The following is a 23,519-nucleotide window of genomic DNA, read 5'->3' as shown; positions in this document are numbered from 1 at the left end:
CAGTTGTCATTATTTAAAAAGGAAGAAATTGCAGCAGTACTGAGCCAAGACTACCTACAAAGTCGAAGAAACTAGGTTTACCAGTACTGACTTTATCACTATAGGGTGTTTGCAATTCTTTCATAAAAGCCTGTGCTGTTTGAATCCCAGGATCATTGCTTTGGGATGTGAACAGTTTTTCAGCAATTTGGGCATCTTGAAACGCACCTTGGCGATCAAATATCTGATAACGAGCTACACCGCGGGCTAAATAAGCACCAGCATACTCTGGTTTAGCTGCGATCGCTTGATTAAAGTAATTAATCGCCTGTTGTTGGTTGCCTTTTTGTGCCTCTGCTACGCCCCAGGCATAAAATTCATCTGGTGTAGCAATTTGCAATGGTATACCTACTGCACCTTGAAAGTTAGCACCACTGAGATAAGCACTGTTAAATTCTGCATTTGTGAGATAAGTATTTCTTAAATCAGCACCCGCTAGATTTGCCCCGCTTAACTTAGCTTCGCTGAGGTTAACGCCAAATAAACCAGCGCCACTCAAATTTGCACCCCGCAAATCAGCGCCGCTTAAATTAGCACGACTGAGGTTAGCACCTGTAAGATTAGCACCACTTAAATTAGCTCCAGATAAATCAGCCATGACTAAACCTGCACCACTCAAGTCACAGTTTTGACATTCTTTGGTTGCTAATAATTGTCTCAGTTGTTCAGAATTTGCTGCTTGGACGGAGGTTGTAACGCTGATTGTAGTTAAAAATGTAGCTATTGCTAAAATTTGCCTTTTCATAGTTGCTGTCGCAATATTTCTGACTCAATACTCAAACTGGACTAACAGATTTATACTTCAGCCTATAATATGAGTAACCTAAGTAATTTGCCCTCTGTAGTTACCTTTAAACTTGAGAGATTGCGATCGCTCTGATACCCACTTTTTTATCAAACAATAGGTGCGGTTTCAGTAAGATGTTTAACAATCACCACAGCGAACTCAATTTTCCTGTGGTATTCTGGCTTTTCCATTATCCTGGACGACAAAATAACATTTCTACTAAGCGGCGATATTAATGAGAGATGCTTTCAGCAGACTTGCACCCTTCATTCAAGAATATATATATCATCACAACTGGACTGAATTAAGACCAGCTCAACTTGCTGCGTGTCAAGTTATATTTGATACTGACACTCACTTGTTAGTTGCTGCTGCTACCGCTGCGGGAAAAACAGAAGCAGCTTTTTTACCAGTGATTACCCAATTATATGAAAAACCCGCCAGTACGATAGGTGTATTATATATTGGCCCGATTAAAGCTTTAATTAACGATCAATTTGAACGCCTCAACGGTTTACTAAAATCGGCAGATATTCCTGTTTGGCATTGGCATGGTGATGTTGCTCAAAGTCGCAAAAGCAAGCTTTTAAAAAATCCCCAAGGTATTTTGCAAATCACACCAGAATCATTAGAAAGCTTATTAATTAATAAACATAGTGAACTAATACGCTTATTTGGTGATTTGCGCTTTGTAATTATCGATGAAATTCATGCTTTCATGGGTTCTGAACGCGGTTGTCAAATTATCTGTCAATTACAGCGTTTAGCAAAAGTGACATCTACACAACCCCGGCGTATTGGTTTGTCAGCAACTCTTGGCGACTATGCAATGGCTGAAGCATGGTTGCGTTCTGGAACCGAAAACCCAGTAACTACTCCCACAATTGCAGCAGGAAAACGTCAAATAAAGTTGGCTGTAGAACACTTTTATCTGACAAATGAAGTCGATGATTCTGAGACAACAGCATACGAACAATATGTTTTCAACCTGAGTAAACATCGTAAATGTCTAATCTTTGCTAACAACCGCACTCAAACCGAATCTATCATCGCGTCTTTGCGACAAACAGCTACAAAACAAGCACTACCAGATATCTATCATGTACATCATGGCAGTATCTCTGCTAGTCTGCGACAAGCTGCTGAAAATGCTATGCGCGAACCCAATCATCCAGCTGTTACTGCCGCTACTTTAACTTTAGAGTTAGGTATAGATATTGGTCATTTAGAGCGAGTCATTCAGTTAGAATCTCCTCTTTCTGTAGCTAGTTTTTTACAAAGGTTAGGCCGGAGTGGGAGAAGAGGCGAATCTGCTGATATGCGCTTTGTCTGTGCTGAAAGTCAACCATTATCCGAAGCACCTTTTCCAGAACAAATTCCTTGGCAACTTCTACAATGTATCGCCATTATCCAACTTTATTTAGAAGAACGTTGGATTGAGCCAATAAATCCAATTAAATATCCCTTTAGTTTGCTTTATCATCAAACAATGAGTATTTTAGCAGCAACAGGAAAACTTTCACCTGCGGTTTTGGCTAAACAGGTTTTAAATTTGCCACCATTTGCAGCTATCTCTTCAGAAGATTTTAAGTTATTATTACGCTATTTAATTGATATTGATCACCTTCAAAAAACAGAACAAGGCAAACTAATGATTGGTTTAACTGGGGAAAAAGTTGTAGGTAAATTTCAATTTTATGCTGTTTTCCCAGACAGCCAAGAATATGTAGTGAAACAAGCAACCACAGCAATTGGTAGTATTGCCATGCCGCCTCCTGTTGGCAATCAATTTGCCTTGGCAGGAAGAACCTGGGAAGTCTTAGAAGTTGATTTTAGAAAAAAAGTAGTTTCTGTAAAGCAGGTAGAAGGTAAATCTACTATTTATTGGCGTGGTGGCAGTGGTACTATCCATACAAAAGTTTTGCAAAAAATGCGACAGATTTTATTAGAAAATGTAGAATATAGCTATTTACAAGATAATGCTCAACAACGGTTACAAATAGCTCGTCAATTAGCAAAATCTGCTGAATTATATAAAAAAAATATCATGCAGTTAGAAAAAGGTAAATGCTGCATTTTTCCTTGGATGGGTACGGTTGCTTACCGAACATTAGAAAGATTACTCAATTCTTTTTGTCGTGAATCTTTAGAAATTAATAGTATTGGTGGGACAAATCCCTATTATTTAATAGTCAAACTAAGTAAAGATAAATTTCCATATTTTCAGCAAGAAATAGTTTCACTATGTGAACAAAGAATCGCGCCTGAAGATTTGGTAAGTTCCTCAGAAGCACCAGAAATTCAAAAGTATGATCAGTTTATTCCTCATCCACTTCTGCGAAAAGCTTTTGCTAGAGACTATTTAGATCTTGTAGAAGTTAAGCAACAAGTAGCATTATGGTAAATGCTGGTGATTTCAAAACATAAGACTTACGCACTCATAACGAAAAACTAGGTTTTTGTGATTACTACCCTGCAAAGACACTTCATGCTGAGCGTAGCTATGCCGTAGGCTTTACGCTTTGCACCCTGCGGGAACGCTAAAAGCGAACGTGATGACGTAAAACCGTAGTCTGCGCGTAAGTCATAAGCAAGGCTATGAAATCAACAACATCATCACCTTAATTGCAGATATCTTTTAGTAAATAAAATTTTAACTAATTTTTGTTAAATATCCGTAATGGATCTCCTAACCAAGACAATACACTACAAAAATCTGGCATAAACGCCGATTTGATTTCTACATCTGACATAATTTGATCAAGTTCCATATCAGTCAGGGGTTCATCCCATAATCCGTATTCAAGAAGATTATTAGCATGAAAGATAATGCGATCGCGCAAGAAAGTCAATTGCTCATCTCGTGGGGCAGCAGGCACACGAATACTAAGGGGAAAATTACCAAACAATACCACTACTTTACCAGGCTTATAATCAGGCATATTTTTCGTGATTCTTCAGCAAACTTAAACTTTGTGGCTACTAACTGCTGTAGTGCTTGATTTGGCTTGTTTAGCTTTTCTATCTAATTAAATAGACAAATGCCTAATATAGACTTGATATTAACATAGCGATCGCAGTCTGACAAACTTTAGCCAATCTAGTAAATGTTTCCCGTAATTTGTTAACGACAATTTAGCTTAAGATTTACTAACTTATTGTTCATCCTCTAAAGGTTAGATGTTAGGGATTGATTTTTTTTCATTGTGGACTGGTGGTAAAGCCAGGAGATTTGGCGAACCACCAACAACTAGTAGTTCACCAACTTAATATTGCTGTGTAGACTTAGTAGGGGTGCAGGGGACAGGGCGCAAGGGAGAGAATCTTTCCCCTCTGCTAGCCCAATTGCGGACTACCGACAAAACAAAGTATCTCGCGTGTCTCTTCCTGTAGTTGGATTAGTACCTTTGGCGACTTGGCACAATTTTTTTTGCTCATCTTGACGCAGCAGCACATCAGTAAAATCTGCTCCATCAATAATTGCACCATCAAATTTAGCATTAGCCGCAAACGCACCTTCCAAAACAGCATTTGTTAAATTTGCTTTAATGAGACGGGCTGAGTCTAAAGTAGCGTATGTGAGATTTACTTCCTCTAAATTTGCCGACTCTAAGTTTGCTGCAAAAAAGCTTACACCACTCAAGTTGGCATGACTGAAGTTACTCTGACGGAGATTAGCTTTAGTAAAACTAGAATCTGTTAAATCACGTCCTGAAAAATCAGCCTGTACCAAAATTTCTTTGTTATATTCCAGGGCAAAAGCTGTGGGAACACAACCGAAAGTTGCTGTGATGCCAAATACTCCCCAAAGCAATAAACTGAGTAAGCTTGCCCATATCCGATTGCTTAATCTAAAATTCATGCTACTTTTAGCCAATGGCGAATCTTCCTCCATCTCATTATGACGATATTGGTCAATTAGGAGAAGACCTAGTTGCACAATGGTTAGAATCTACAGATTGGGTGATTTTACACCGTCGCTTTAGTTGCCGATGGGGAGAAATTGATATTATTGCTCAACATCATGACTGCAAGTCTGTTAAAGATACAATTAATCCTATCTCTACTCAATATTCAACCTTAGCGTTTGTCGAAGTTAAAACCCGTAGTTCCAGCAATTGGGACGCAGGGGGTAGAAGTGCAATTACTCTGCAAAAACAAGCCAAACTTTCGCGCACGGCTGGAATATTTTTAGCTCAATATCCTCAGATGGCAAATTATGCCTGTCGCTTTGATGTTGCTATTGTATATTGTCAGCGAATATTAAAACAGCGATCGCAGCTTACAGCTTCTCGCCAAGCCCTTATTAGCGCATCAGTCGCAGGATATCAATTTTATCTTCAAGAATATATTCCCGCAGCTTTCGACTCTGCAATTGATAGCTGATAATAGTTATTGGTAATTGGTAATGGAGCAATATCCCTATTACCAATTACCAGCAATGTTCAAACCAAAAGTGATCACGCTAATGTTTCTGGACAATAACCCAGTCCTCTGACAAACTGTTGCCGGAAAGCTTCAATTTCTTCTCTCTCTGGGTTACCGTGGGAAACTATTGCTACTTGGTAGCGGCGCATCACGTCTACAGGGCATTGTCCCGCTTCCAAACTCCAAAGTGCCATTTGCACGCGCATTGGCGGCTCATAGCTAATTCCTAATTCATTTAGAAAAGCCCGAAAATCGCCATCCTCTTGGGGCGAGACTTGACCTTTGAGTTTGATCCTAACCACCCAACCATCAATCTGATGAATCACGGTGACGAACGAAACAGGTGTTTGAGGTCTGGTATGTAAATGCTGAACGATTCTCAGAGTTAGACTGGCATTTGCCAGATAATACAAGTATTCCATGTTGGTGTTTGGGATCAAAACCAATCCTACATCTCTATATTCGTCAATAGATCGCTGTTCCCGGTAGGGTAAATGCCCCCGTTTTTGTATAGGGAGGTTTACCCAATTTTTATCTTGATATTTCAGTGTTACCTAATAGTATCAATCTTATAGTCTCAAGATGAAATTAAATAAAAACTCTATTCAAAAGGGTATGGAGTTTTTGAGCATGGGGAACAGGGCATGGTGTTAGCGTAGCGTGAGCGACGAGCGTCGGCAGCGCTGCGGGAATTTCTCGCCGCTTTCTATGAAATTGAATTAAATTATTGAAGTCAGTATGAATTTAAATGGAGCCACAAATATCACACGTTGATTTACATCAGTCCTCTCTCTCAGAGGCACAAGATCTAAATTTAGATAGGTCATTAGCTGGGTATGACTATGAACTACCAACCGCACTTATTGCCCAAAATCCCGCATTTCCTAGAGATAGTTCGCGGTTATTAGTGGTAAATTCTCTCACTACAGGTAACGAAACAGCATCTCAAAATCACATTTTTCGTGACTTACCAACACTACTGCGTCCTGGTGATTTGCTGATCATGAATGATACAAAAGTTATTCCAGCCCGACTGTATGGACATAAATCAACTGGTGCAGAAATAGAAGTGTTGCTGTTGGAAGAAAGGCGGTATAACTGCTGGTTAGCCTTAGTCAAGCCAGGAAAACGTTTCAAACCAGGAGCGAAAATTATTTTTGAACCACGAGGATTAGGAAAAGAAAAGATTCTTGCCCAGTCTTCAATTCCCCAACTAACGGCTACAGTTTTAGAAACAGACGCGGCGACTAGTGGGCGTTTGTTGCAATTTGATGTGCCTGAAGGAAAGTCTTTGGTACAGGTTTTAGATGTATTTGGCGAGATACCTTTACCACCTTATATCACCACCTCAGTCGCGGCTGATGAACAATATCAAACAGTTTATGCCCAACAACCAGGAGCGATCGCAGCGCCGACAGCAGGGTTGCATTTTACACCAGAGTTGTTGCAAAAATTGCGCGATCGCAACATTAACCAAGTTTATATTACGTTACATGTTGGTGTAGGCACATTTCGTCCTGTGGAAGCAGAAGATGTAACTAGCCATCAGATGCATGAAGAATCAATTGAAGTTCCCGCCGCAACGGTAGAACAAATCCGCGCTACCAAAGCAGCTGGTGGTCGAATTATCGCTGTAGGGACAACAGCAGTCAGGGCATTGGAAGGGGCGGCTAAATCAGGAAATTTACAAGCATTTTGTGGTAAGACAGATTTGTTTATTTACCCCGGCTATCAATGGCGGGTAGTAGATGGTTTAATTACTAATTTTCACCTGCCACGTTCTAGTTTACTAATGCTGGTGAGCGCCTTGATTGGCAGACAACGCTTGTTAAATATATACCAAGCAGCGATCGCCTCAGGATATCGTTTTTATTCTTTCGGTGATGCCATGCTAATTTTGCCGTCAGATGTAAAAGTTAAGAATTTTTAATTTTTAATTTTTAACTTTTAATTTTGTTGTGGGTACTCTGACTTATAAGGATCTAACAATAAGTACAGAGTTACCATTTATGTATAAACAGCATCAATTTTGTCAGTGGTTTCGCTGCTTTCCTACATTGGCAAATGGGCAGAAGCCGCATCTGGGATTTCTCTGTGCAACTTCTGCATTTTTGGTGTTGGCTGCACCAACATTCACAAGTTTACCAGGAAGCAAACTACTGGCACAAACTCCCATCTCGCAGAATTTAGCAGCAGCCAGCCTTTATCAACAAGGAGTTACCCGTTATAACCGCAACGATTTACAAGGTGCAGAACATGCTTTTCGGCAAGCATTGCAGCAAGACTCTACCCTAGCAATGGCACGGAATTACTTGGGTAATATTATGCTGATGCAAAATCGTCTGGATGTAGCGATGCAAGAATATGGAGAGGCAATTAGAATTAATCCTAATCTCGGTGAAGCTTATTATAATTTGGGGTTAGTATTGCACCAACAAGGACAAAAAGAAGCCGCAATTACTGCTTATCGCCAAGCTTTAGTCATAGATCCGATGAGAGCCGCAGCCCAGTATAATTTGGGGCTAGCTTTGTATGAAGTAGCACAACCACAAGAGGCGATCGCTGCATACGAGCAAGCAATTAATTTAGATAGCAGCAATAGCAACGCTTATTTTAACTTAGCGATCGCCCTCCAAGAACAAGGTCAACTAGAACCTGCGATCGCTGCTTATCGGCAAACCTTACAATTAGATCCTAAAAATGCCATAGCCTATAACAATATGGCAAGTTTAATGGCAATTCAAGGTCAAGCAGCTGGGGCTATTTCTGCTTATCAGCAAGCCATTCGCCAAAATCCTAAGAATGCCTCAGCTTACTATAACTTAGGAGTAACTTTATATAATCAAGGCGATTTCAAGAAAGCCAATGGTGTATTAAAACGCGCCCGCAACGAGTATCGTGAGCAAGGTAACACCGAGCAAGCTGAGAAAATTGAGCAATTAATGCAGCAAATTGTCCAAAAAACACAACAGCAGCAACCCCAAGCCCAGACTGTAAATCCTACAGATAATGTAATGACACCTGAGCAACAAATGCCAAATCAACCAGAAATACCTGTTAAACCTAGCATTGTACCAATTTCTAGTGAACCACAGCCTACTTCCATGAGTCCAGGTCAATAAAAAAGGTATAGATGTTAGAGTGTGGGTATTTTGTTCTTATCCATACTTTCATTTGCTGATCAGGCTTCAGCATGGAACAATCAGTTGCGAAATCAACCCGTTCCCTTCGAGATGCTGAGATGACCATAAGTTTTCATTAAAAAGTAATTTCATGCGGACAATGGAGCGATCATAACTCGAAGCTCACGGTCGGCAGCATAAGCAATGCAAGCTTTTAAATCTTCTCGCGTCAGATCAGGGAAATCGTCGAGAATTTCCGCTTCGCTCATATCGGAAGCTAGGTACTCAAGCACTTCGTCAACCGTAATTCTTAAACTACGTACACAAGGTTTTCCACCACGTTTGTTGGGTTCAATTGTGATCAAATTTCGGTAGTTCATAGTTAAAATTATTGTCATTAAATCCGTTGTTTTAGAGTTAAGAGTAAACTGTTAGTACTTAAATAGTAATAACTGATAACTCTCAACTCTTTTATTTTAAATCGGCAAACGATTAATATCTTTGTTGCAGCCAATCACTACCATTGCCGAACCACGTTCTAGCCGCTTGGTTGCTTCAGGATTAATCTTAAATTTGCCATCTTGACTTACAGCTAGCAAATTCAAACCATAACGATTACGAATTTGCAGTTCAGCAACCGTTTTGCCATGAAATTCATCCGGTACAATTAACTCCACAATACTGTGATCTGGGTCGAGGTCAAATCGGTCTAAAATAGATGGTTTGGTGAGTGTTCGCGCTAAAGCACAACCTGCCTCATATTCAGGGAAAACCACATGGTCTGCTCCTACTCGTTTTAATAACTTTCGGTGAACTTCGCTAGAAGCTTTAGCAACTACATGAGGTACACCACCTTCTTTAACATTCAAGGTAGTGATAATACTTTCTTGAATATAGTTGCCAATCGCGATGATTACCGTATCAAATTCAAAAATTCCAGCTTCTTTGAGCGCACCTGATTCGGTTGAGTCTAGTTGTAAAGCATGACCAACTATCTCATCATTCAAAGCTTCAGATACGCGTTTTTCCTCAATATCTGTTGCTAGAACTTGATAACCCAATTGGTGCAGTGTTGAACATACGGATCTCCCGAAACGCCCTAACCCAATTACAGCAAATTGGTGGTTATCTCTACGCAAACTGCGAAAAAAACCTAATGATGACAGGTTCACAGTTATTATCCTTATTATTACTCCCTGTGTTTAGGGCAAAAAACAATTAGACCGGATTATTAAAAACTTTATTTTTTGCCTACTGATTTATATTTTATCAGTTTAGGTAATAGTCACTAATAATTGCTCCTTGGGTATTAATCATCAGTTATTCTCTTTATTATCTAATTGCCTATTCCCTATTGCCTAGCCCACAAGTAGATTTTCTTCAGGATAGTGGATTCTAGTGGGGCGAGGATCTCCCAATACAGCAGCCATCAATAGTAAAACTCCTACACGTCCTACATACATTGTGACAATTAAAATCAGTTTTGCTGCGATGGAAACGCTTCCTGTAATGCCTGTAGAAAGACCTACCGTGGCGAAGGCTGATACTACTTCAAACAAAATTTGAATAAAATCTAATGTGGGATCTGTCAGAGCAATTAAAATTGTCGAAAAAATTACCAAAGCTACAGAACCTACGACAACACCAACAGCTTTTAAAATTAAAGATACTGCTACTTTTCGTTCATATAACAAAACTTCTTCTTTTCCTTGGAGGATTGTTTTTGTGCAACTAGTAAGAACTCTCAGTGTTGTAGTTTTCATTCCTCCTCCAGTCCCGCCAGGGCTGGCACCAATAAACATCATGGCAATTGTAATAAATAGACCAGCAGTAGTCATTCTGCCAATATCAATAGTGTTAAAACCAGCAGTTCTAGGAGTTACTGATTGGAACCAAGCTAACAACATCTGTCCTCGAAAATTGAGTAAGCCAAATGTTTCATTATTTCTTGTCTCTATAAAGAAAAATGCAATTGTTCCTAATAATAAAAGTATTAAAGTTGTGCTAGTAGCAACTTTAAAGTCTAAGGAAAATATCAAATTTGTGCTTCTTTTAAGCAAGCGATCGCGTACCCAAAGATATGTTTCTAAAATTACTTGATAACCAATTCCTCCAAAAATTATTAAAAAAGTAATAGTTAAAACCACTAAAGTAGATGTTTGATAACCGACTAGACTATCTTTAAATAAACTAAAACCAGCATTATTCCAAGCAGAAACACTATGAAAAATCGCTAACCATAAACCTTGATTCCATCCATGATCGGGAACAAATGCAGGTAAAAGTAAAAATGTGCCTGTAATTTCAAAAATTAGAGTTGTGGCAATAATTGAACGAATAACTTGGGTGCTGTTACTCATTCCCGGTCGGTCTAAAGCTTGTTGAATCGCTATTTTTTGTCGCAGGTTAAACTTACGCCCGACAAGGGTAATTAGAAAGGTGGTAGTTGTCATATAGCCCAAGCCACCAATTTGAGCTAGTAGCAAAATAAATAACTGACCCCAAAAAGAAAAATCCGTACCAGTATCAACTACAGCCAAACCTGTGACGCAAACTGCGGAAGTTGAAGTGAATAGCGCTACAATTGGGTCGTTCCAAGTCCCATTACTAGTCGAAAAAGGCATCATCAGTAGAATGGTTCCTACAGCGATGACAGTCAGAAATCCCAGACAAATTGTGCGAGAGACAGTCATAAATTCAGATAATTTTGATCAATTTTCCAGCGAGGAACAACCCCATTGATCCTTCTGGAAATAAAAACATCCTTATTTAATTAAAAACACACATGGTAGCCTACGAGTATGTTTATTTAAATTCTGCTTTGTCTTAACACTGCTTGATTCATGAGTGCAACACTTTACCAGCAAATACAGCAATTTTACGATGCTTCCTCTGGGCTATGGGAGCAAGTTTGGGGCGAACACATGCATCATGGCTACTACGGGGTAGATGGTAGCCAAAAAAAAGACCGCCGTCAGGCTCAAATTGATTTAATCGAAGAATTGCTCGATTGGGCAGGAGTGCAAACAGCAGACAACATTTTAGATGTCGGTTGTGGCATTGGGGGGAGTTCTCTGTACCTAGCCAATAAATTTAATGCTAAAGCTACGGGAATTACTTTAAGTCCAGTGCAAGCCGCTAGAGCTACACAACGTGCCCAAGAAGCTGGTTTAAGTGCTAGAAGTGAGTTTCAAGTCGCGGACGCTCAAGCAATGCCCTTTGCGGATAATTCTTTTGACTTAGTTTGGTCTTTAGAAAGTGGCGAACACATGCCAGACAAAACCAAGTTTTTACAAGAATGCTATCGGGTGCTAAAACCTAGTGGAACTTTAATTATGGTGACTTGGTGTCATCGACCTACTGATAATTCACCATTAACGGCAGATGAACAAAAACACTTAGAAGATATTTATCGGGTGTATTGTTTGCCTTATGTAATTTCGTTGCCAGCTTATGAAGCGATCGCTCGTCAACTACCATTAAATAATCTCCGCACTGCTGATTGGTCAACCGCTGTTGCCCCATTTTGGAATGTAGTAATTGATTCGGCGTTCACTCCCCAAGCACTTTGGGGCTTACTGAATGCAGGTTGGACTACTATTCAAGGGGCATTATCACTCGGATTGATGCGCCGTGGTTATGAGCGTGGGTTAGTTCGATTTGGGTTGCTATGCGGTAAAAAGTCAACTTAATGCCTTATTCTAGAGGGGTAAGACCCCTCACTTTTTTGGCAGCGTCTTAATCTAATGCCAAATCATAATTCGTAGTACTCGCCAAAGGCGAGAAGCAAGCTACGTAATTCGGAATTAAGAAGGCCGGATTGAATCTAGTTTTCCACACTTTGAATCTGTTGCTGGATTTTTGAGAGTTGGTATAATTCGCTCAATACTTTTAAAGCATCCTTTTAAGGTTAAACTTTACATAATATAGGAAAAAATTTTATTTTTTCTTAATTATTGTAAAATTCAATTAATAAACCAGAGGTGTTTAATTATGAGCGTTAGCAGCAATGGCCAAGCAGTTAGTCCTCGCCAGAGACGTGCCAAGCTCAAAGGAGAAACAAAAGTGGAAGTTGAAAAAAACCAAGGTGATAACTTGAATCAAGATCAAAAAGAGCCAGGTACTGATTTACCAACGCATGAAAATAGTGGGACGCTTGCCATTGCTGGAGTTCGTCCAATTGCTAGCAGTGACTTACAAGTTGCTGAGACAGTCTCAATTGCTGGAGTTCGTCCTATTAGTACCAGTAGTCTGGAAGTAGTAGAAACGTATAACGCTATGGGAATCCGTCCAATCGGCGCTAACACCATTCAAGTCGTTGAAGAAATGAACGTTTCTGGGATTCGTCCAATTGCTTCTAGTTCACTAGTAATTTCTGAAAGCTACTCAGTGTTTGGGAACCGTCCAATGGCATCAAATATTATTGATGATTCTCAAAGTCTCATGGGTTTTCTAGATTAGAATACAAATTAATTACCATAAATATACCAACCCAGTTTCTTGAAACTGGGTTTTTTAGTTCAATAATAAAAAAGCTTTAATTTAAAATATTGTCTTTTATCAAAATAAATAACCTGTAATTAATTTTGTTTAGGTAATTATGGAACTCGCTTATATTCTCTCTCCTTGTATATAGACCATTAATATATCCTGTGACGGAAGACTTTGAGAAAAACTTTAAGCTACCTTATAGAAGTAACAACACAGGATTTCAAGGTTAATTACACCTTTGAAATTAGTTTTAGATAAAATTTAGGAGCGTAATATGAGTATAGAAGATAGAGCAAAAGCCACTGCTAAAAACGTTGAAGGTAAGGCTCAAGAAGCATTAGGAAATGTAACTGGAGATCCAGAAGATAAAGCTGAAGGTAAAGCAAAACAAGCTGAAAGTGAAGTGCGTCATGGAATGGAAGACGTAAAAGATAACGTGAAGAAAAAGCTTGACTAGCAATATTTATCTGTTTAGCAAAAATGCGGGGATATAAGTGAGTAATACCCCCTTTTGTCAAAATAACAGGTAATTAGGGAATGAGATTACACTCTTTCCATAGTCTCCTTAGCGATAAAGCAAAAAGAGAGCAATGAAAACTTTATTACTAAGGTTAGTATAGAGACATGATTAATCATGTCTCTATGTCTCTAGAAACGCAAATATAAATCAAATTAATTAGACCAGACAAATCAACTTGTCTAGTTCTAATAATATCTAAATGGGGAGGTAAGACAATGATTCTGCTTCAGCAGAGTCGCAAAATCTTGACAACTTTTGTCTTGATTTTAGTGCTAATGATAACTACTGCTTGCGGCGGTGGCAACACCTTAACACAAGCTGACCGCACAACTACGCCGCCTGTAATTGGCCGAGACGTAACTTATTCGGAATTACAGCGAGGCAATACCTCGACAGGTCAAAGTTTCGGCAATTGGGTTGTGCAAACGTCTAAAGGATTAGTTAAGGATGCTTATGTACGTGATAATAACAAGCTGGGCGTTGTTATTTCACCCCAAGTTCGCCCTAATGAAGTACGACCTTTAGCAAAATCTTTAGTACAGGGTTTTAAGAAAAACTTTCCTAATCAAAATTTAACTGTTTTGATTTACAGCCCTGACAAAAAATTGATTCTGACTACCAAGTATGACGTGCAGACTAATCAAGTTCAGTACACCTAATTCCTGAATTTGTTGGAAGTTTGCTCATAGTCAGCCGTGAGTAAGGAGATAAGTAAAGTGACAAGCAGCGAAGAGTACAAACGTCAAATCATGAAAGATTTGGCTGGAGGAAATGTCGAATCCCTAGACGATGGGACGTTCGATTCCAGTACTGAGTATGAAAATTTTGATGACTTTGCTCAGCGGACAACGACTGATCAGCGTCGTCAGCTATTTGGTCGCTCTGTACATCCAGACAGGATTCCTACTAGTCAAATGGAGCCGGAGTTACAAAAAGCGATCGCTCAAATTAAACCCAATGAAAGAGATGACGTAGCACGCTCCTTTTTCAAACACTTAAAATCTAGAGGTTTGGATGATCGTCATCTAGAGGAACAGCTGGGTCTTTCTACCCACCATGCCAGTCGTATGAATGCTGATGATGTCAGCAAACTTGCATCTTTTGCCTATCACAACCATCCCGATATTTTCCGCGAAGTGCTAGCAGAGCAACCAGGGATTATTAAATTCCTCAGTAATCCTGTTGTAGCTGGAATTATCGGTGTTGCAGCAGCTAAGTGGTTAGGCAGTCGCAAGTAAGTTTTTAGTTTTAAGTCCTGAATTTTGACAAAAATAAAGGAGGTAGGCATTGCTTACCTCCTTTGTTTATTATTGCCTGATGGTACTACTTCCATAGAGATATAGAAATGTTTAGCACCTGCGCCATTAGCTAGATGGAAGAGACGTGTTAACTTTTTAAGCTGAAGTTTAGTAAATAACAAATTTATCAAACCGCTGCAAAACCTGATTAACTTTGGTTTGCAGCCTGAAAAAGTTGACTGATTTAGGCGATTGTGTTGACGAGTCTTCCCTAGAGTCAGCTACGCCAATGAGCGTTATTTAATTAATTTCAAACTCGTTTAATACTTTTGCTGACTGAGAACTGAAAATCATCCAGTCATGTACTCACACTATGAGACAAAACTTTGACCCCATGAGAATGGGAACTCGCCTAGCTCGGAACTGGTGGACAGTGGCATTGCGAGGAGCGTTGGCCATTATCTTTGGTTTAGTTGCTTTGTTATGGCCAAAGATTACTCTGACAGCATTGGTATTTATCTTTGCTAGTTTTGTATTGGTGAGTGGTATATTATTAGCGATCGCAGCATTTAGAGATCGTCTGACTAATACCCACGGATGGTTAATGTTGCTCGAAGGAGCAATCGGTATTGGAGTGGGAGTTTTAACTTTTATTTGGCCAGGTATCGCTACTTTGGTGTTATTGTATCTAATTGCAGCTTGGGCGATCGCCACTGGCATCTTTGAGATTATTATAGCCGTGCAAGTGCGAAAAGAAATTGAGAATGAGTGGCTATTAGTATTAGCTGGTATTACTTCATTACTTTTTGGTGTACTACTGATTATCTGGCCTGTAGCTGGGGCATTAGCAATTCTGTGGATTATTGCTACTTACACCATAATTTTCGGTATCCTTCTTTTGATTCTTGCTTTACGACTTCGCAATTGGGACACTGAACGCAGACTTTAAGTATCATGCCTACTTTCTGGGATTTTTTACCACAGACTAAGCAGCCTCATATCAGTCCAACATTATTCTAGCTTGTAGGGTTTTGGCGATCGCTCAGCCAAGTCTACACCATAAGCCAGAGTACAAACACTACCAAAAAGCCACTTTTGAGTATATTGAATTGTTATTGAAAAAAGCTGAGCAAAAGCCATTAAATTTTGGTTATAAATTTGATCAATTAACAGCAGAGAGATTAGCTACATTTTTAACAAAGTAAACAGAGATGACTTACAGTAGGGAGCATCTGATTTTTTTACTTATTAATTAGTAACAGCAAACAACTTAATTTTTGCTGTTCTATCAAATTAATCCTGTTAAGTTACTCAGCAAGTGTAGTTTACACATGAATGCTGTATTAGATGTTGTGACTGAACAGGAGTATAAACACATTGCGAAAGCCTTCTCCCACATCTCCTCTATTTATTTTTTGGATTTTCATCAGTTTCTTTGTAGTAACTTTGTTAGCGTGGCTATCACCTCAACCATTTATTGTCAAAACTTTTGGACTGGATGATATTGTACAGTTACTTACATTACCACTTTTTATTTCTCTGTTGCTGGAACGTTCTTTAGAAGTCTTTATCACTACTTGGCGAGGGACAAAGGCAGAAAAATTAGATATTGCAGTCCAGCAACAAAACATTCTCATTTCTGAGAAAAGGAGATTTATAGAAAAACAACAGGAACAAAGACGAACAGCTGCTTTAGAACTTAATCAAGTTAGTGGTTTGCCACCTGAAGGAATGAGTTTAGAACAGCAAATTATTCAAAATTTTACACAAAGTCAAGAAAAATTACTTAATACAATGCAGCCGTATCTCGATGATTTAAATATGAAAATACATGAACTAAACAAAAAAGAAGCTGAAAGAATAGCATATAAATCTGATACACGAATAATTGCTTTATGGACATCTCTTTTGTGTGGTATCTTAATAAGTACAATAGGTATTCGTTCAATCGAACCACTTATTATTGTTGATACCAACAATCCAACACAAATTATTGTTTTACGTTTTTCGGATACATTCTTAACAGGAGGTTTAATTGCTGGAGGTAGTGAGGGTATTCATAAATTAATACAGGTTTTTGTCAGTTTTATGGAAGCAACTTCTAAACAAATTAAAAATAGAAATTTATCTTGATCAAGCAAAAAGCTATAATACTTTAATTATTAAAATAGCATTTTTTTGAATTAAATACACTACTCTAGTCCTTAAACCCTAGTTTTTAGACCCTTTTACTTTTAAGAATATAATAGCTTCGCTCGTACTTTCAAAATTAGCATTGTACCTGCTGTCAACAATATTCCTAGCAAGAGATTTTTCACACTCAGACTTTTACCACTGTCACTAACTAAAATAAATTCAAGTATCAAAGACGGTAATAATATTCCAGTAGCAACCAATAACCTAGAACTTATCAAACTTCTACTAGCTAGAGTAAGTATGGCTAAGCTTAATCCAAAAGGGATAAAAGTGAGGGAGTAATAAACAAGTTTTTGATGTTTGGGAATTAAATCTAGGAGATTAAAAGAATAATAGTTCTGTAATTTGTCGACATAAACTTGGATAGTAGCTCTGGAGTAGGTAATAATAATTTGATGAGGTTTAGTATCTATAAAAATATTCGGAATCAGCAATTTCAAATCTGAACCATTTTCTCCAGTCAGTGGTGTTCTTAATCGAAAATCTAGAGCATTTCCCTGCTGTGATAGTGTCAGATTACGACGTAAAGAACTACCAGAAATTGAGATAATACGGGCTGGACCAATTTGTTCTGTTTTAGCAGTAGCAACAGTAGTACTCAGCATAAATTCAGATTTTTTACTGATGCTTTTGCTAAGATATGTTACAGGATTAACTGTTTGTAACCATTGGCTAGAATCTACAAAAACACCTCGATCATATTGTCTATTTGAAGGTTGACCTTGCCACATTAACTTTGGTGTTTTACTAAAATTTTCTTGATAGCAACATTTACCCTGTAATTGATAATTAGCTAGCAAAGAATCACCAAGATTATTAAAAGAATCTGAATTAATAAATCCTTGGATAACCTCATTTGGTGATATAGCTTTATCAGCAATATAAATTTTAGATACATAACCTTGCCAAGGTCTATCTCCTGTATATTCGTTACCAATAATTAGTGGATAATTAAAATTCCAATTACTTAAATTAGTTGTATTCTGCCAAAAAAATGCAATTAAAAATGTAAGAAATATATATCCTAAAGAGAATGCTATTATTTGTTTTCGAGAATGTCTCCCATATACTCTTGTTATATTTGTATGAGTAAAACTTTGATAATTCCATATATAAAAGCATAACCACCCAAAAAAACCACCCAAGCTATTATTTATTACATCAGATGGAGTAGGCACTCTTGAAGGTAAAAATATTTGCAAAAGTTCAACTATAAATGATAAACCAGCACTGGTGAGTATAATTATCAAAATTTGCAAGGTAATTTTTATTTTTTGGCTCTGCAAATAACTACTAAAGCAGAAACCTAAAGGCATAAATAACAAAACGTTATTTACTTGATCTTCAAAATTACTAACATTGTTGAAATTGATGAAAATGTCAGAGAAGGTAAAACTATCTGGAAATGAAAAATTCAAAGGATACAGTGTAGCTAATAATATTAATAAAATGCTGGTTAATATCATTAACAAAGTAATTGGAGTTAATTTTCTATCTGTGGATGTTTGGGAACCATGCTGGTGTCGATTCATGAATTTATCTGGTGATTAATATAACTATGAGCAAAATTAATTTATAAGATGTGTAGTTTGCTTCCCGTAGGGTACGCAGTGAAACCCAACAAACATTGAGGTTTTTGGCGTTGGCTTTCATTTCTCAACCTACATGTGTTGCAAAAATTATTTGAATTGGTATTAGTTAGTGTTTTGTCGTTTAAATAACAAAAATAAACATTGATTTCAACTGTTTAAGTACAAGCAATATCAACGCTATTTCTATATTATTTATTCGGATATTTTTGAAATAAATAATTAATTAAAATTTTATAAATTTATCGTAAAGTAAATATTTTATACTTATATAATACTCCTATTTTATTTTTGAAAAAAACTCCGTACATCTGAAGAGTTGCGAAGAAATAAAATTAAACTATGTGAATAAAAGTAAATAAAACTCAAACTCTTTCTCGCCCTGCTCTTGGTCACTGAGCGAACTTGTGCTGAGTTTAGCCTGAGCGTAGCCGAAGTAGCCGAAGTGCTGCTTCCCCTGCTTGCCCAAATGTATCAACTTTAAAGTGAAACAGTATCACAAGTGCATTTTTGAGTTGCCAGACTACTAGGGCGTGTTTTCAAACTATAACCATAAGAGAATGGAGGCGATCATAATCATAGCTGTATAATTTGCAGCAAGTTTCTCATATCGGGTAGCAATGGGGCGAAACTGCTTGAGTCGGTTGATAGCGCGTTCAACAATATTGCGTTGACGGTAGATTTCACGGCTAAAAGAACCTCGGCGTGGTTCATTTGAGAGTCGTGGAATAGTAAGACGAATACCACGACGGCGTAAGTAATTACGTATTCGACGACCTGTATAGCCTTTGTCTCCAACCAATCTCAAAGGGTGTAAACGTGGACGACCTCGACCAGAACGCTTAACAGCACCTTGTTCGATTAATTGTTCAAGAAAAATTGACTCGTTGCGTTGACCTGGACTGAGAAGAAAAGTTATCGGTTTACCTTTACCCTCACAACGTATGTGTATTTTCGTACTAAAACCACCGCGAGAACGACCTAGTTTCTCGTCTTCTGTGCCCCTTTTTTTCCACCAGATGCGTGTTGGTGGGCGCGGATCACTGTTCCATCAAAGTAATGAACTTCCCAGTCGAGCTTTCCTTGTTCATCAGCGTTCGCTTGTAGCTTTGCTAAGATTTGGCTCCAAATTCCGCCTTTTTGCCAGCGATAAAACCTTGTGGCCACACTCTGCCACTTTCCATAACGTTCTGGGAGATCTCGCCACGGTGCCCCTGTTCTCAGTATCCAAAGGATGCCATTCACAACCCTACGGTGGTCATGATTCGGTTTGCCTGTTCGCGGTTTTTCTAATAGTAGTAACGATTTTAACCTCTCCCACTGCTCGTTACTTAAGTCTCCTCGGTTGATCATGACTATAATAGCGATCGCCTTTTTTCTAGGATATAACGAGTTTGAAAACACGCCCTAGCCCTTAAACAAGCTCAAACATGGCTACGAAATCTGACTATTGAGGAATTAGACTACTTTTTGAAGGAACAATATTCTGATATTGAAAAAGTCTTTGCTCAATTTAGAAAAGGACAACGGCTCATATTTCAAGAATCTTTGCAATTAGTCAAGCAACGTCAACCCCTACCTTTTTCCAATCCCTATTACTGGGCAGGATTTATAGCTTCGGGACGTTAACCACCAGATTCAGATACTTTACAAAACTTTTTTGCACCCAGTTTAAGAACGCTTATACTAAGTGCAGTTGCTATGCCAGGAGGAATGCCAGCACCTATGGCGATCGCTTCTATAGCTGGAGCAAGGAATCCCGATTCTAAAGCTTCTCGAACTTCCTCTTGACAGATGAATTGACGGATTTTTTCCAACCAATTATTTAATCCTCTATCTGCTTCTTGTGCAGTTTCCCGGATCACTAGGAGTTGAACGGCATCATCTAAATAGCCTCCACACTCTTCTATGGTATCTAAAGCTACTAGAGCCTCTGGGCTATCCGTCAACTGGCTGTGAAACTGGCTAATTTCCTCTGGTGTAACGGTAATCATTTAATAGTTTTAACCAGTAAATATACGAAGGGCTAAATAATTAGCCATTTAATGCCTAATCTAGAAATATAGCGATCGCATTCACAGCATTCATCCTCCCACAGCAAAGAGATGGGAGAGGATCGCCATTTTTAGCTATGGTATCGAGTCTGCAACTTTTCGGCGTATTTTTTGGCTTGTCCTAAACCTTCGGTATCTGGTAAGTCGCGTTTTTTCGCTTCGATGACGGCGAGTTTTTCACCACGATATACCAGGACATAATCGGCTATGTCTGATTGAGCGCGTTTACCATTGCCAATTAATCGACCAGGGGCAATAACTTCGCGGCGGATGCGACTACCTTCGATAACTCCCCAGCCTGCGGCTTTGAGTGCGGGGTCAATTAATTCGGCGCGGGTTTCGGCTTCGTTCACGAGGGGTTGTTGACGGCTAAATGTTCAGCTAAAAAGGTTTGGATAATTGTCTGGGGCGTTACTCCTAAACGGTTTGCTTCTTGATCAATTAATTCAATCATCCAGATGGGCAGCTCTATGCTGACTTTTTTTTGAGCAGACAGGGGACGCTTGGCTTTAGATAGGTCAAGCATTTCGGTTATGTCTTCACCATCGTCAAACTTTTGGTCAAATTCCTTAGCTGTCATATAAGGCAATCTCTTCTGTGCGTGATCGGTGGACGGATATGATCCGAATATTTTGATCGCGGTAGGTGATAACTCTTGACCAATGTTTGTTATCTATCTTAGCAATAACTAAAAACCTTAGCTCATCTTGGGTTCTGGCCGGAATTTCTAGCAGGTTGGGATCGTTCCATAATTTTTGAGCTTCAATAAAGTCAATCCCATGTTTAACAAAATTAGATTGGCTTTTGTTTTCGTCATATTCAAAAACAGTCATAGTCTCAGCAGGGTAGATTGGCTGAAGTACAAATTATCAACTAGTACAGAAGCTACAAGGCGTTTAAGTTTGCGATTATAAAATAACAGGTCAATATAAAAATCATCGTTGTCGATTTGCAGGCGTTTTTGACGGGCAATGAACGTAAAGTTTGCACCGAGTTCTAGTAAAAATTGCTCAATTTCTCTCAGGATTGCATCTTCAAGGTCTTTTTCGGTGTTGGCGATCGCTCTATCAATTCCCTCAAACGCCTCATCCAAAATCGCCACAATCCGCTTTTGTTCAGGAATTGGCGGATATGAAACGACAACCGCTCTAATCATTCTGATCGTAAACTGTTGTAGAGCAGCACCAGACTTTTCCTGCGAAAAATGTCTTCGCATTTGAGCCGACTGTAAAAAGAAAAATAGATACTTTGGAAGTAATTCCTTCTGACAACGAAGCCATGCTATCTGTGAGTTCAGATTCGCACCATTAAATGCCTCATCTACGATTACAACCTTGCCAATTTCGCCGCGATTTGTGAACAAAACATCACCTGTTTTCAAATGCCCTTTCTTTAATTCCTGATGCTTTTCTTCAGAAATGTAAAGAATATCATCCCCTAATATATGTCCATCTACAAGGTTTGTACCTCGTATGAAAGGAACTCCATAAGCAACCATTTCAGATTGCTTCGGATATTTTGATGAGTGATTTCCATCCCCAACAATGCACAGATCCTCAAGTTTTGCATTTATCCATCCTTTCATCACAGCATCCCCCCAATCCCAGCCAGAATCTCCGCACTCTCTGCATCCAACGCCGCAATTTCATCCAAAATTTCCTGCGGTTCTCGTAACGTCGATTCCTCGGCTTTATTTGGATTCTTCACCGATAAATCTAACGTCACCTGATCCACATCAGCAATATCTACCAGCCAAGACTTTTCAGACTCTACAAAGGTTGTTACAAAATTAACTCAGCCAATAAAACAGGCATCAAAAAGAAAAAAACGCAAAAAGAAAGAAAAAGCTGAAGATTCGACACTATTTAATACATTATTTGACCTTTACGATAAAATAGAAGACTGTGTATCTAAATGCGCTATTGCTTATTTGCTCAAAAATGACTGTCAGGTTAGCGAAATTGATGAAGAACAGGTTGAATATGCTCAACGCCGTCGGCGAAAAGAAATAGAAATTGAACGATTAAGGGAGCAACTCAAAAGTCGAAAACCGAAAGGGAGAGACTTAACAAGAGAAAAATGGTTAACAACTTTAGAAGAGGCAACTAATCAAGTACCCTTGGATGAATTTGAGCCAAAGTCTTGGCAAGCCAGTCTGTTAAAAGCAACTAGCAATATACCGTATCCTGTTGATTATGAAACCAATACAGACTTAGATTGGTTGATACATTCTGCTGATGATGAAATGAAGAGAAGAATAATCTTAGTTTGGCAGATATATTTTTTCAATCAGTTAATAAAATCTGGTTTATACAGTTTCATTAAGTATCTTTATTTCCAAAGGGTATGGTTACCTAGAAGAGATGTGAATTGGTTGAATCTGAAAAACAAACCAGGTCGTATTTTCGTTAAGTTTAATGGGTTGAAGCGAATGTACAGGTGGGTTGAAAGAATAAAATTGCTCCCAATTAGCACTATCACTCAGTTTCAACAACCATTCCTGCTAGGGGTGGGTTGAAAGGGATAACATTCATACTGGAACCTTGAAGAAGGAGTTTCAACAACCATTCCTGCTAGGGGTGGGTTGAAAGAAGAAAATAACTAAAAATAATAGTCGCTCTCAAAAAGGTTTCAACAACCATTCCTGCTAGGGGTGGGTTGAAAGATGATTTGCGTCTAAATTTATACCTCCATATATAGGTTTCAACAACCATTCCTGCTAGGGGTGGGTTGAAAGTGGCGTTTATAAAAGTACAATCTCTTCCATAGTCGTTTCAACAACCATTCCTGCTAGGGGTGGGTTGAAAGAAGACAGAGAAGGTTGGCTGGGTTGATACAAAAAGTTTCAACAACCATTCCTGCTAGGGGTGGGTTGAAAGGTAGGATTCGTTACCTACACGCTCTTGTGCCAACCATACAGGTTTCAACAACCATTCCGGCTAGGGGTGGGTTGAAAGCAAATTTTTGTTGTTGCTAGGTGAAATATTTGTTTGAATTAGGAGGGTTGAAAGGCGCACTTCGTTCGGGAATATTCTGAACTTTTTAGCATATTCTA

Annotated in this window: 25 protein-coding genes, 4 pseudogenes and 1 CRISPR repeat array; of the genes and pseudogenes, 14 read left to right on the top strand and 15 right to left on the bottom strand. The window is 38.7% G+C overall.

Annotated elements, in window-relative coordinates:
• Nucleotides 1-13 precede the first annotated feature (13 nt).
• Nucleotides 14-784 carry a pentapeptide repeat-containing protein gene (locus QI031_RS08865; protein ID WP_281484816.1) on the bottom strand — a complete coding sequence of 257 codons (771 nt, stop codon included), beginning with the start codon at nucleotides 782-784 and terminating at the stop codon, nucleotides 14-16.
• Nucleotides 785-1,061: 277 nt separating this feature from the next.
• Between QI031_RS08865 and QI031_RS08860 the strand changes: the two genes are divergently transcribed.
• Complete coding sequence (locus QI031_RS08860) at nucleotides 1,062-3,230, top strand: DEAD/DEAH box helicase (protein ID WP_281484815.1); 2,169 nt, start codon at nucleotides 1,062-1,064, stop codon at nucleotides 3,228-3,230.
• 253 nt (nucleotides 3,231-3,483) lie between these two features.
• Here QI031_RS08860 and QI031_RS08855 read toward each other — a convergent pair whose 3' ends face one another.
• Nucleotides 3,484-3,768, bottom strand: coding sequence for a hypothetical protein (locus QI031_RS08855; protein WP_281484814.1), 285 nt, complete (start codon nucleotides 3,766-3,768; stop codon nucleotides 3,484-3,486).
• A gap of 410 nt (nucleotides 3,769-4,178) precedes the next feature.
• Complete coding sequence (locus QI031_RS08850; RefSeq protein WP_281484813.1) at nucleotides 4,179-4,688, bottom strand: pentapeptide repeat-containing protein; 510 nt, start codon at nucleotides 4,686-4,688, stop codon at nucleotides 4,179-4,181.
• A gap of 14 nt (nucleotides 4,689-4,702) precedes the next feature.
• On the opposite strand from QI031_RS08850, the gene QI031_RS08845 reads away from it, so the two are divergent.
• Complete coding sequence (locus QI031_RS08845; RefSeq protein ID WP_281484812.1) at nucleotides 4,703-5,212, top strand: YraN family protein; 510 nt, start codon at nucleotides 4,703-4,705, stop codon at nucleotides 5,210-5,212.
• Between the two features lie 74 nt (nucleotides 5,213-5,286).
• Here the strand turns inward: QI031_RS08845 and QI031_RS08840 are convergent, their stop codons facing one another.
• The gene (locus QI031_RS08840) at nucleotides 5,287-5,676 is read right to left on the bottom strand and encodes a hypothetical protein (protein WP_281484811.1); all 390 of its coding nucleotides are present in this window, start codon (nucleotides 5,674-5,676) and stop codon (nucleotides 5,287-5,289) included.
• 326 nt (nucleotides 5,677-6,002) lie between these two features.
• Between QI031_RS08840 and queA the strand changes: the two genes are divergently transcribed.
• Together queA and QI031_RS08830 are read left to right on the top strand one after the other, a co-directional pair.
• Nucleotides 6,003-7,184, top strand: a complete 1,182-nt coding sequence (queA, locus tag QI031_RS08835) for a tRNA preQ1(34) S-adenosylmethionine ribosyltransferase-isomerase QueA (RefSeq protein ID WP_281484810.1) — start codon at nucleotides 6,003-6,005, stop codon at nucleotides 7,182-7,184.
• Nucleotides 7,185-7,263: 79 nt separating this feature from the next.
• On the top strand, nucleotides 7,264-8,376 hold the full coding sequence (locus QI031_RS08830) for a tetratricopeptide repeat protein (RefSeq protein ID WP_281484809.1): 1,113 nt from the start codon (nucleotides 7,264-7,266) through the stop codon (nucleotides 8,374-8,376).
• 149 nt (nucleotides 8,377-8,525) lie between these two features.
• Here QI031_RS08830 and QI031_RS08825 read toward each other — a convergent pair whose 3' ends face one another.
• From QI031_RS08825 to QI031_RS08815, 3 genes are all read right to left on the bottom strand, one after another.
• A complete protein-coding gene (locus tag QI031_RS08825; protein ID WP_281485966.1) occupies nucleotides 8,526-8,756 on the bottom strand; it encodes a DUF433 domain-containing protein in 231 nt (76 codons plus the stop codon).
• Nucleotides 8,757-8,852: 96 nt separating this feature from the next.
• Nucleotides 8,853-9,548: a potassium channel family protein gene (locus QI031_RS08820; protein WP_281484808.1), complete on the bottom strand. Its 696-nt coding sequence runs from the start codon at nucleotides 9,546-9,548 to the stop codon at nucleotides 8,853-8,855.
• A gap of 186 nt (nucleotides 9,549-9,734) precedes the next feature.
• Nucleotides 9,735-11,069, bottom strand: coding sequence for a TrkH family potassium uptake protein (locus tag QI031_RS08815; protein ID WP_281484807.1), 1,335 nt, complete (start codon nucleotides 11,067-11,069; stop codon nucleotides 9,735-9,737).
• A gap of 150 nt (nucleotides 11,070-11,219) precedes the next feature.
• Here QI031_RS08815 and QI031_RS08810 point away from each other — a divergent pair, with 150 nt between their 5' ends.
• From QI031_RS08810 to QI031_RS08775, 8 genes and pseudogenes are all read left to right on the top strand, one after another.
• Nucleotides 11,220-12,068 carry a methyltransferase domain-containing protein gene (locus QI031_RS08810; protein ID WP_281484806.1) on the top strand — a complete coding sequence of 283 codons (849 nt, stop codon included), beginning with the start codon at nucleotides 11,220-11,222 and terminating at the stop codon, nucleotides 12,066-12,068.
• 301 nt (nucleotides 12,069-12,369) lie between these two features.
• Nucleotides 12,370-12,837 carry a hypothetical protein gene (locus tag QI031_RS08805; protein ID WP_281484805.1) on the top strand — a complete coding sequence of 156 codons (468 nt, stop codon included), beginning with the start codon at nucleotides 12,370-12,372 and terminating at the stop codon, nucleotides 12,835-12,837.
• 304 nt (nucleotides 12,838-13,141) lie between these two features.
• Nucleotides 13,142-13,324, top strand: a complete 183-nt coding sequence (locus QI031_RS08800; RefSeq protein ID WP_281484804.1) for a CsbD family protein — start codon at nucleotides 13,142-13,144, stop codon at nucleotides 13,322-13,324.
• 278 nt (nucleotides 13,325-13,602) lie between these two features.
• The gene (locus tag QI031_RS08795; RefSeq protein WP_281484803.1) at nucleotides 13,603-14,046 is read left to right on the top strand and encodes a hypothetical protein; all 444 of its coding nucleotides are present in this window, start codon (nucleotides 13,603-13,605) and stop codon (nucleotides 14,044-14,046) included.
• A gap of 57 nt (nucleotides 14,047-14,103) precedes the next feature.
• A complete protein-coding gene (locus tag QI031_RS08790; protein WP_281484802.1) occupies nucleotides 14,104-14,625 on the top strand; it encodes a hypothetical protein in 522 nt (173 codons plus the stop codon).
• 373 nt (nucleotides 14,626-14,998) lie between these two features.
• Nucleotides 14,999-15,574 carry an HdeD family acid-resistance protein gene (locus tag QI031_RS08785; RefSeq protein WP_281484801.1) on the top strand — a complete coding sequence of 192 codons (576 nt, stop codon included), beginning with the start codon at nucleotides 14,999-15,001 and terminating at the stop codon, nucleotides 15,572-15,574.
• Nucleotides 15,575-15,674: 100 nt separating this feature from the next.
• Nucleotides 15,675-15,827: pseudogene (locus QI031_RS08780) on the top strand (IS630 family transposase); the annotation flags it as partial.
• Between the two features lie 175 nt (nucleotides 15,828-16,002).
• Nucleotides 16,003-16,758: a hypothetical protein gene (locus QI031_RS08775; RefSeq protein ID WP_281484800.1), complete on the top strand. Its 756-nt coding sequence runs from the start codon at nucleotides 16,003-16,005 to the stop codon at nucleotides 16,756-16,758.
• 101 nt (nucleotides 16,759-16,859) lie between these two features.
• Here the strand turns inward: QI031_RS08775 and QI031_RS08770 are convergent, their stop codons facing one another.
• Nucleotides 16,860-18,353 carry a VanZ family protein gene (locus QI031_RS08770; RefSeq protein ID WP_281484799.1) on the bottom strand — a complete coding sequence of 498 codons (1,494 nt, stop codon included), beginning with the start codon at nucleotides 18,351-18,353 and terminating at the stop codon, nucleotides 16,860-16,862.
• 601 nt (nucleotides 18,354-18,954) lie between these two features.
• Nucleotides 18,955-19,760: pseudogene (locus QI031_RS08765) on the bottom strand (IS5 family transposase).
• A gap of 120 nt (nucleotides 19,761-19,880) precedes the next feature.
• Between QI031_RS08765 and QI031_RS08760 the strand changes: the two are divergent.
• Entirely contained in the window at nucleotides 19,881-20,039 is a 159-nt protein-coding gene (locus tag QI031_RS08760) for a hypothetical protein (RefSeq protein WP_343217847.1), read from the top strand.
• Here QI031_RS08760 and QI031_RS08755 read toward each other — a convergent pair.
• From QI031_RS08755 to QI031_RS08730, 6 genes and pseudogenes are all read right to left on the bottom strand, one after another.
• Nucleotides 20,036-20,404, bottom strand: coding sequence for a hypothetical protein (locus QI031_RS08755; protein WP_281484798.1), 369 nt, complete (start codon nucleotides 20,402-20,404; stop codon nucleotides 20,036-20,038). The genes QI031_RS08760 and QI031_RS08755 overlap by 4 nt on opposite strands.
• Nucleotides 20,405-20,544: 140 nt before the next feature.
• Nucleotides 20,545-20,817 (bottom strand): annotated as a pseudogene (locus QI031_RS08750) (type I restriction endonuclease subunit R); the annotation flags it as partial.
• A complete protein-coding gene (gene brnA, locus QI031_RS08745; RefSeq protein WP_281484796.1) occupies nucleotides 20,814-21,044 on the bottom strand; it encodes a type II toxin-antitoxin system BrnA family antitoxin in 231 nt (76 codons plus the stop codon). The gene brnA and the pseudogene QI031_RS08750, both read right to left, overlap by 4 nt.
• On the bottom strand, nucleotides 21,034-21,297 hold the full coding sequence (locus tag QI031_RS08740; RefSeq protein WP_281484795.1) for a BrnT family toxin: 264 nt from the start codon (nucleotides 21,295-21,297) through the stop codon (nucleotides 21,034-21,036). Before QI031_RS08740 ends, brnA begins: the two co-directional genes overlap by 11 nt.
• Entirely contained in the window at nucleotides 21,294-22,049 is a 756-nt protein-coding gene (locus QI031_RS08735; RefSeq protein ID WP_281484794.1) for a PDDEXK nuclease domain-containing protein, read from the bottom strand. Before QI031_RS08735 ends, QI031_RS08740 begins: the two co-directional genes overlap by 4 nt.
• The gene (locus QI031_RS08730; RefSeq protein WP_281484793.1) at nucleotides 22,049-22,198 is read right to left on the bottom strand and encodes a hypothetical protein; all 150 of its coding nucleotides are present in this window, start codon (nucleotides 22,196-22,198) and stop codon (nucleotides 22,049-22,051) included. Before QI031_RS08730 ends, QI031_RS08735 begins: the two co-directional genes overlap by 1 nt.
• Before the next feature lie 7 nt (nucleotides 22,199-22,205).
• Between QI031_RS08730 and cas12k the strand changes: the two are divergent.
• Nucleotides 22,206-22,883 (top strand): annotated as a pseudogene (gene cas12k, locus QI031_RS31705) (type V CRISPR-associated protein Cas12k); the annotation flags it as partial.
• Nucleotides 22,884-22,948: 65 nt separating this feature from the next.
• Nucleotides 22,949-23,421: direct repeats of the CRISPR family, unit length 37 nt; unit sequence GTTTCAACAACCATTCCTGCTAGGGGTGGGTTGAAAG.
• Nucleotides 23,422-23,519: the final 98 nt, after the last annotated feature.

Origin of the sequence: Halotia branconii CENA392 (assembly GCF_029953635.1) — a bacterium.
Taxonomy (GTDB): Bacteria; Cyanobacteriota; Cyanobacteriia; order Cyanobacteriales; family Nostocaceae; genus Halotia; species Halotia branconii.
This window is presented reverse-complemented; position numbering and strand designations above follow the sequence as displayed.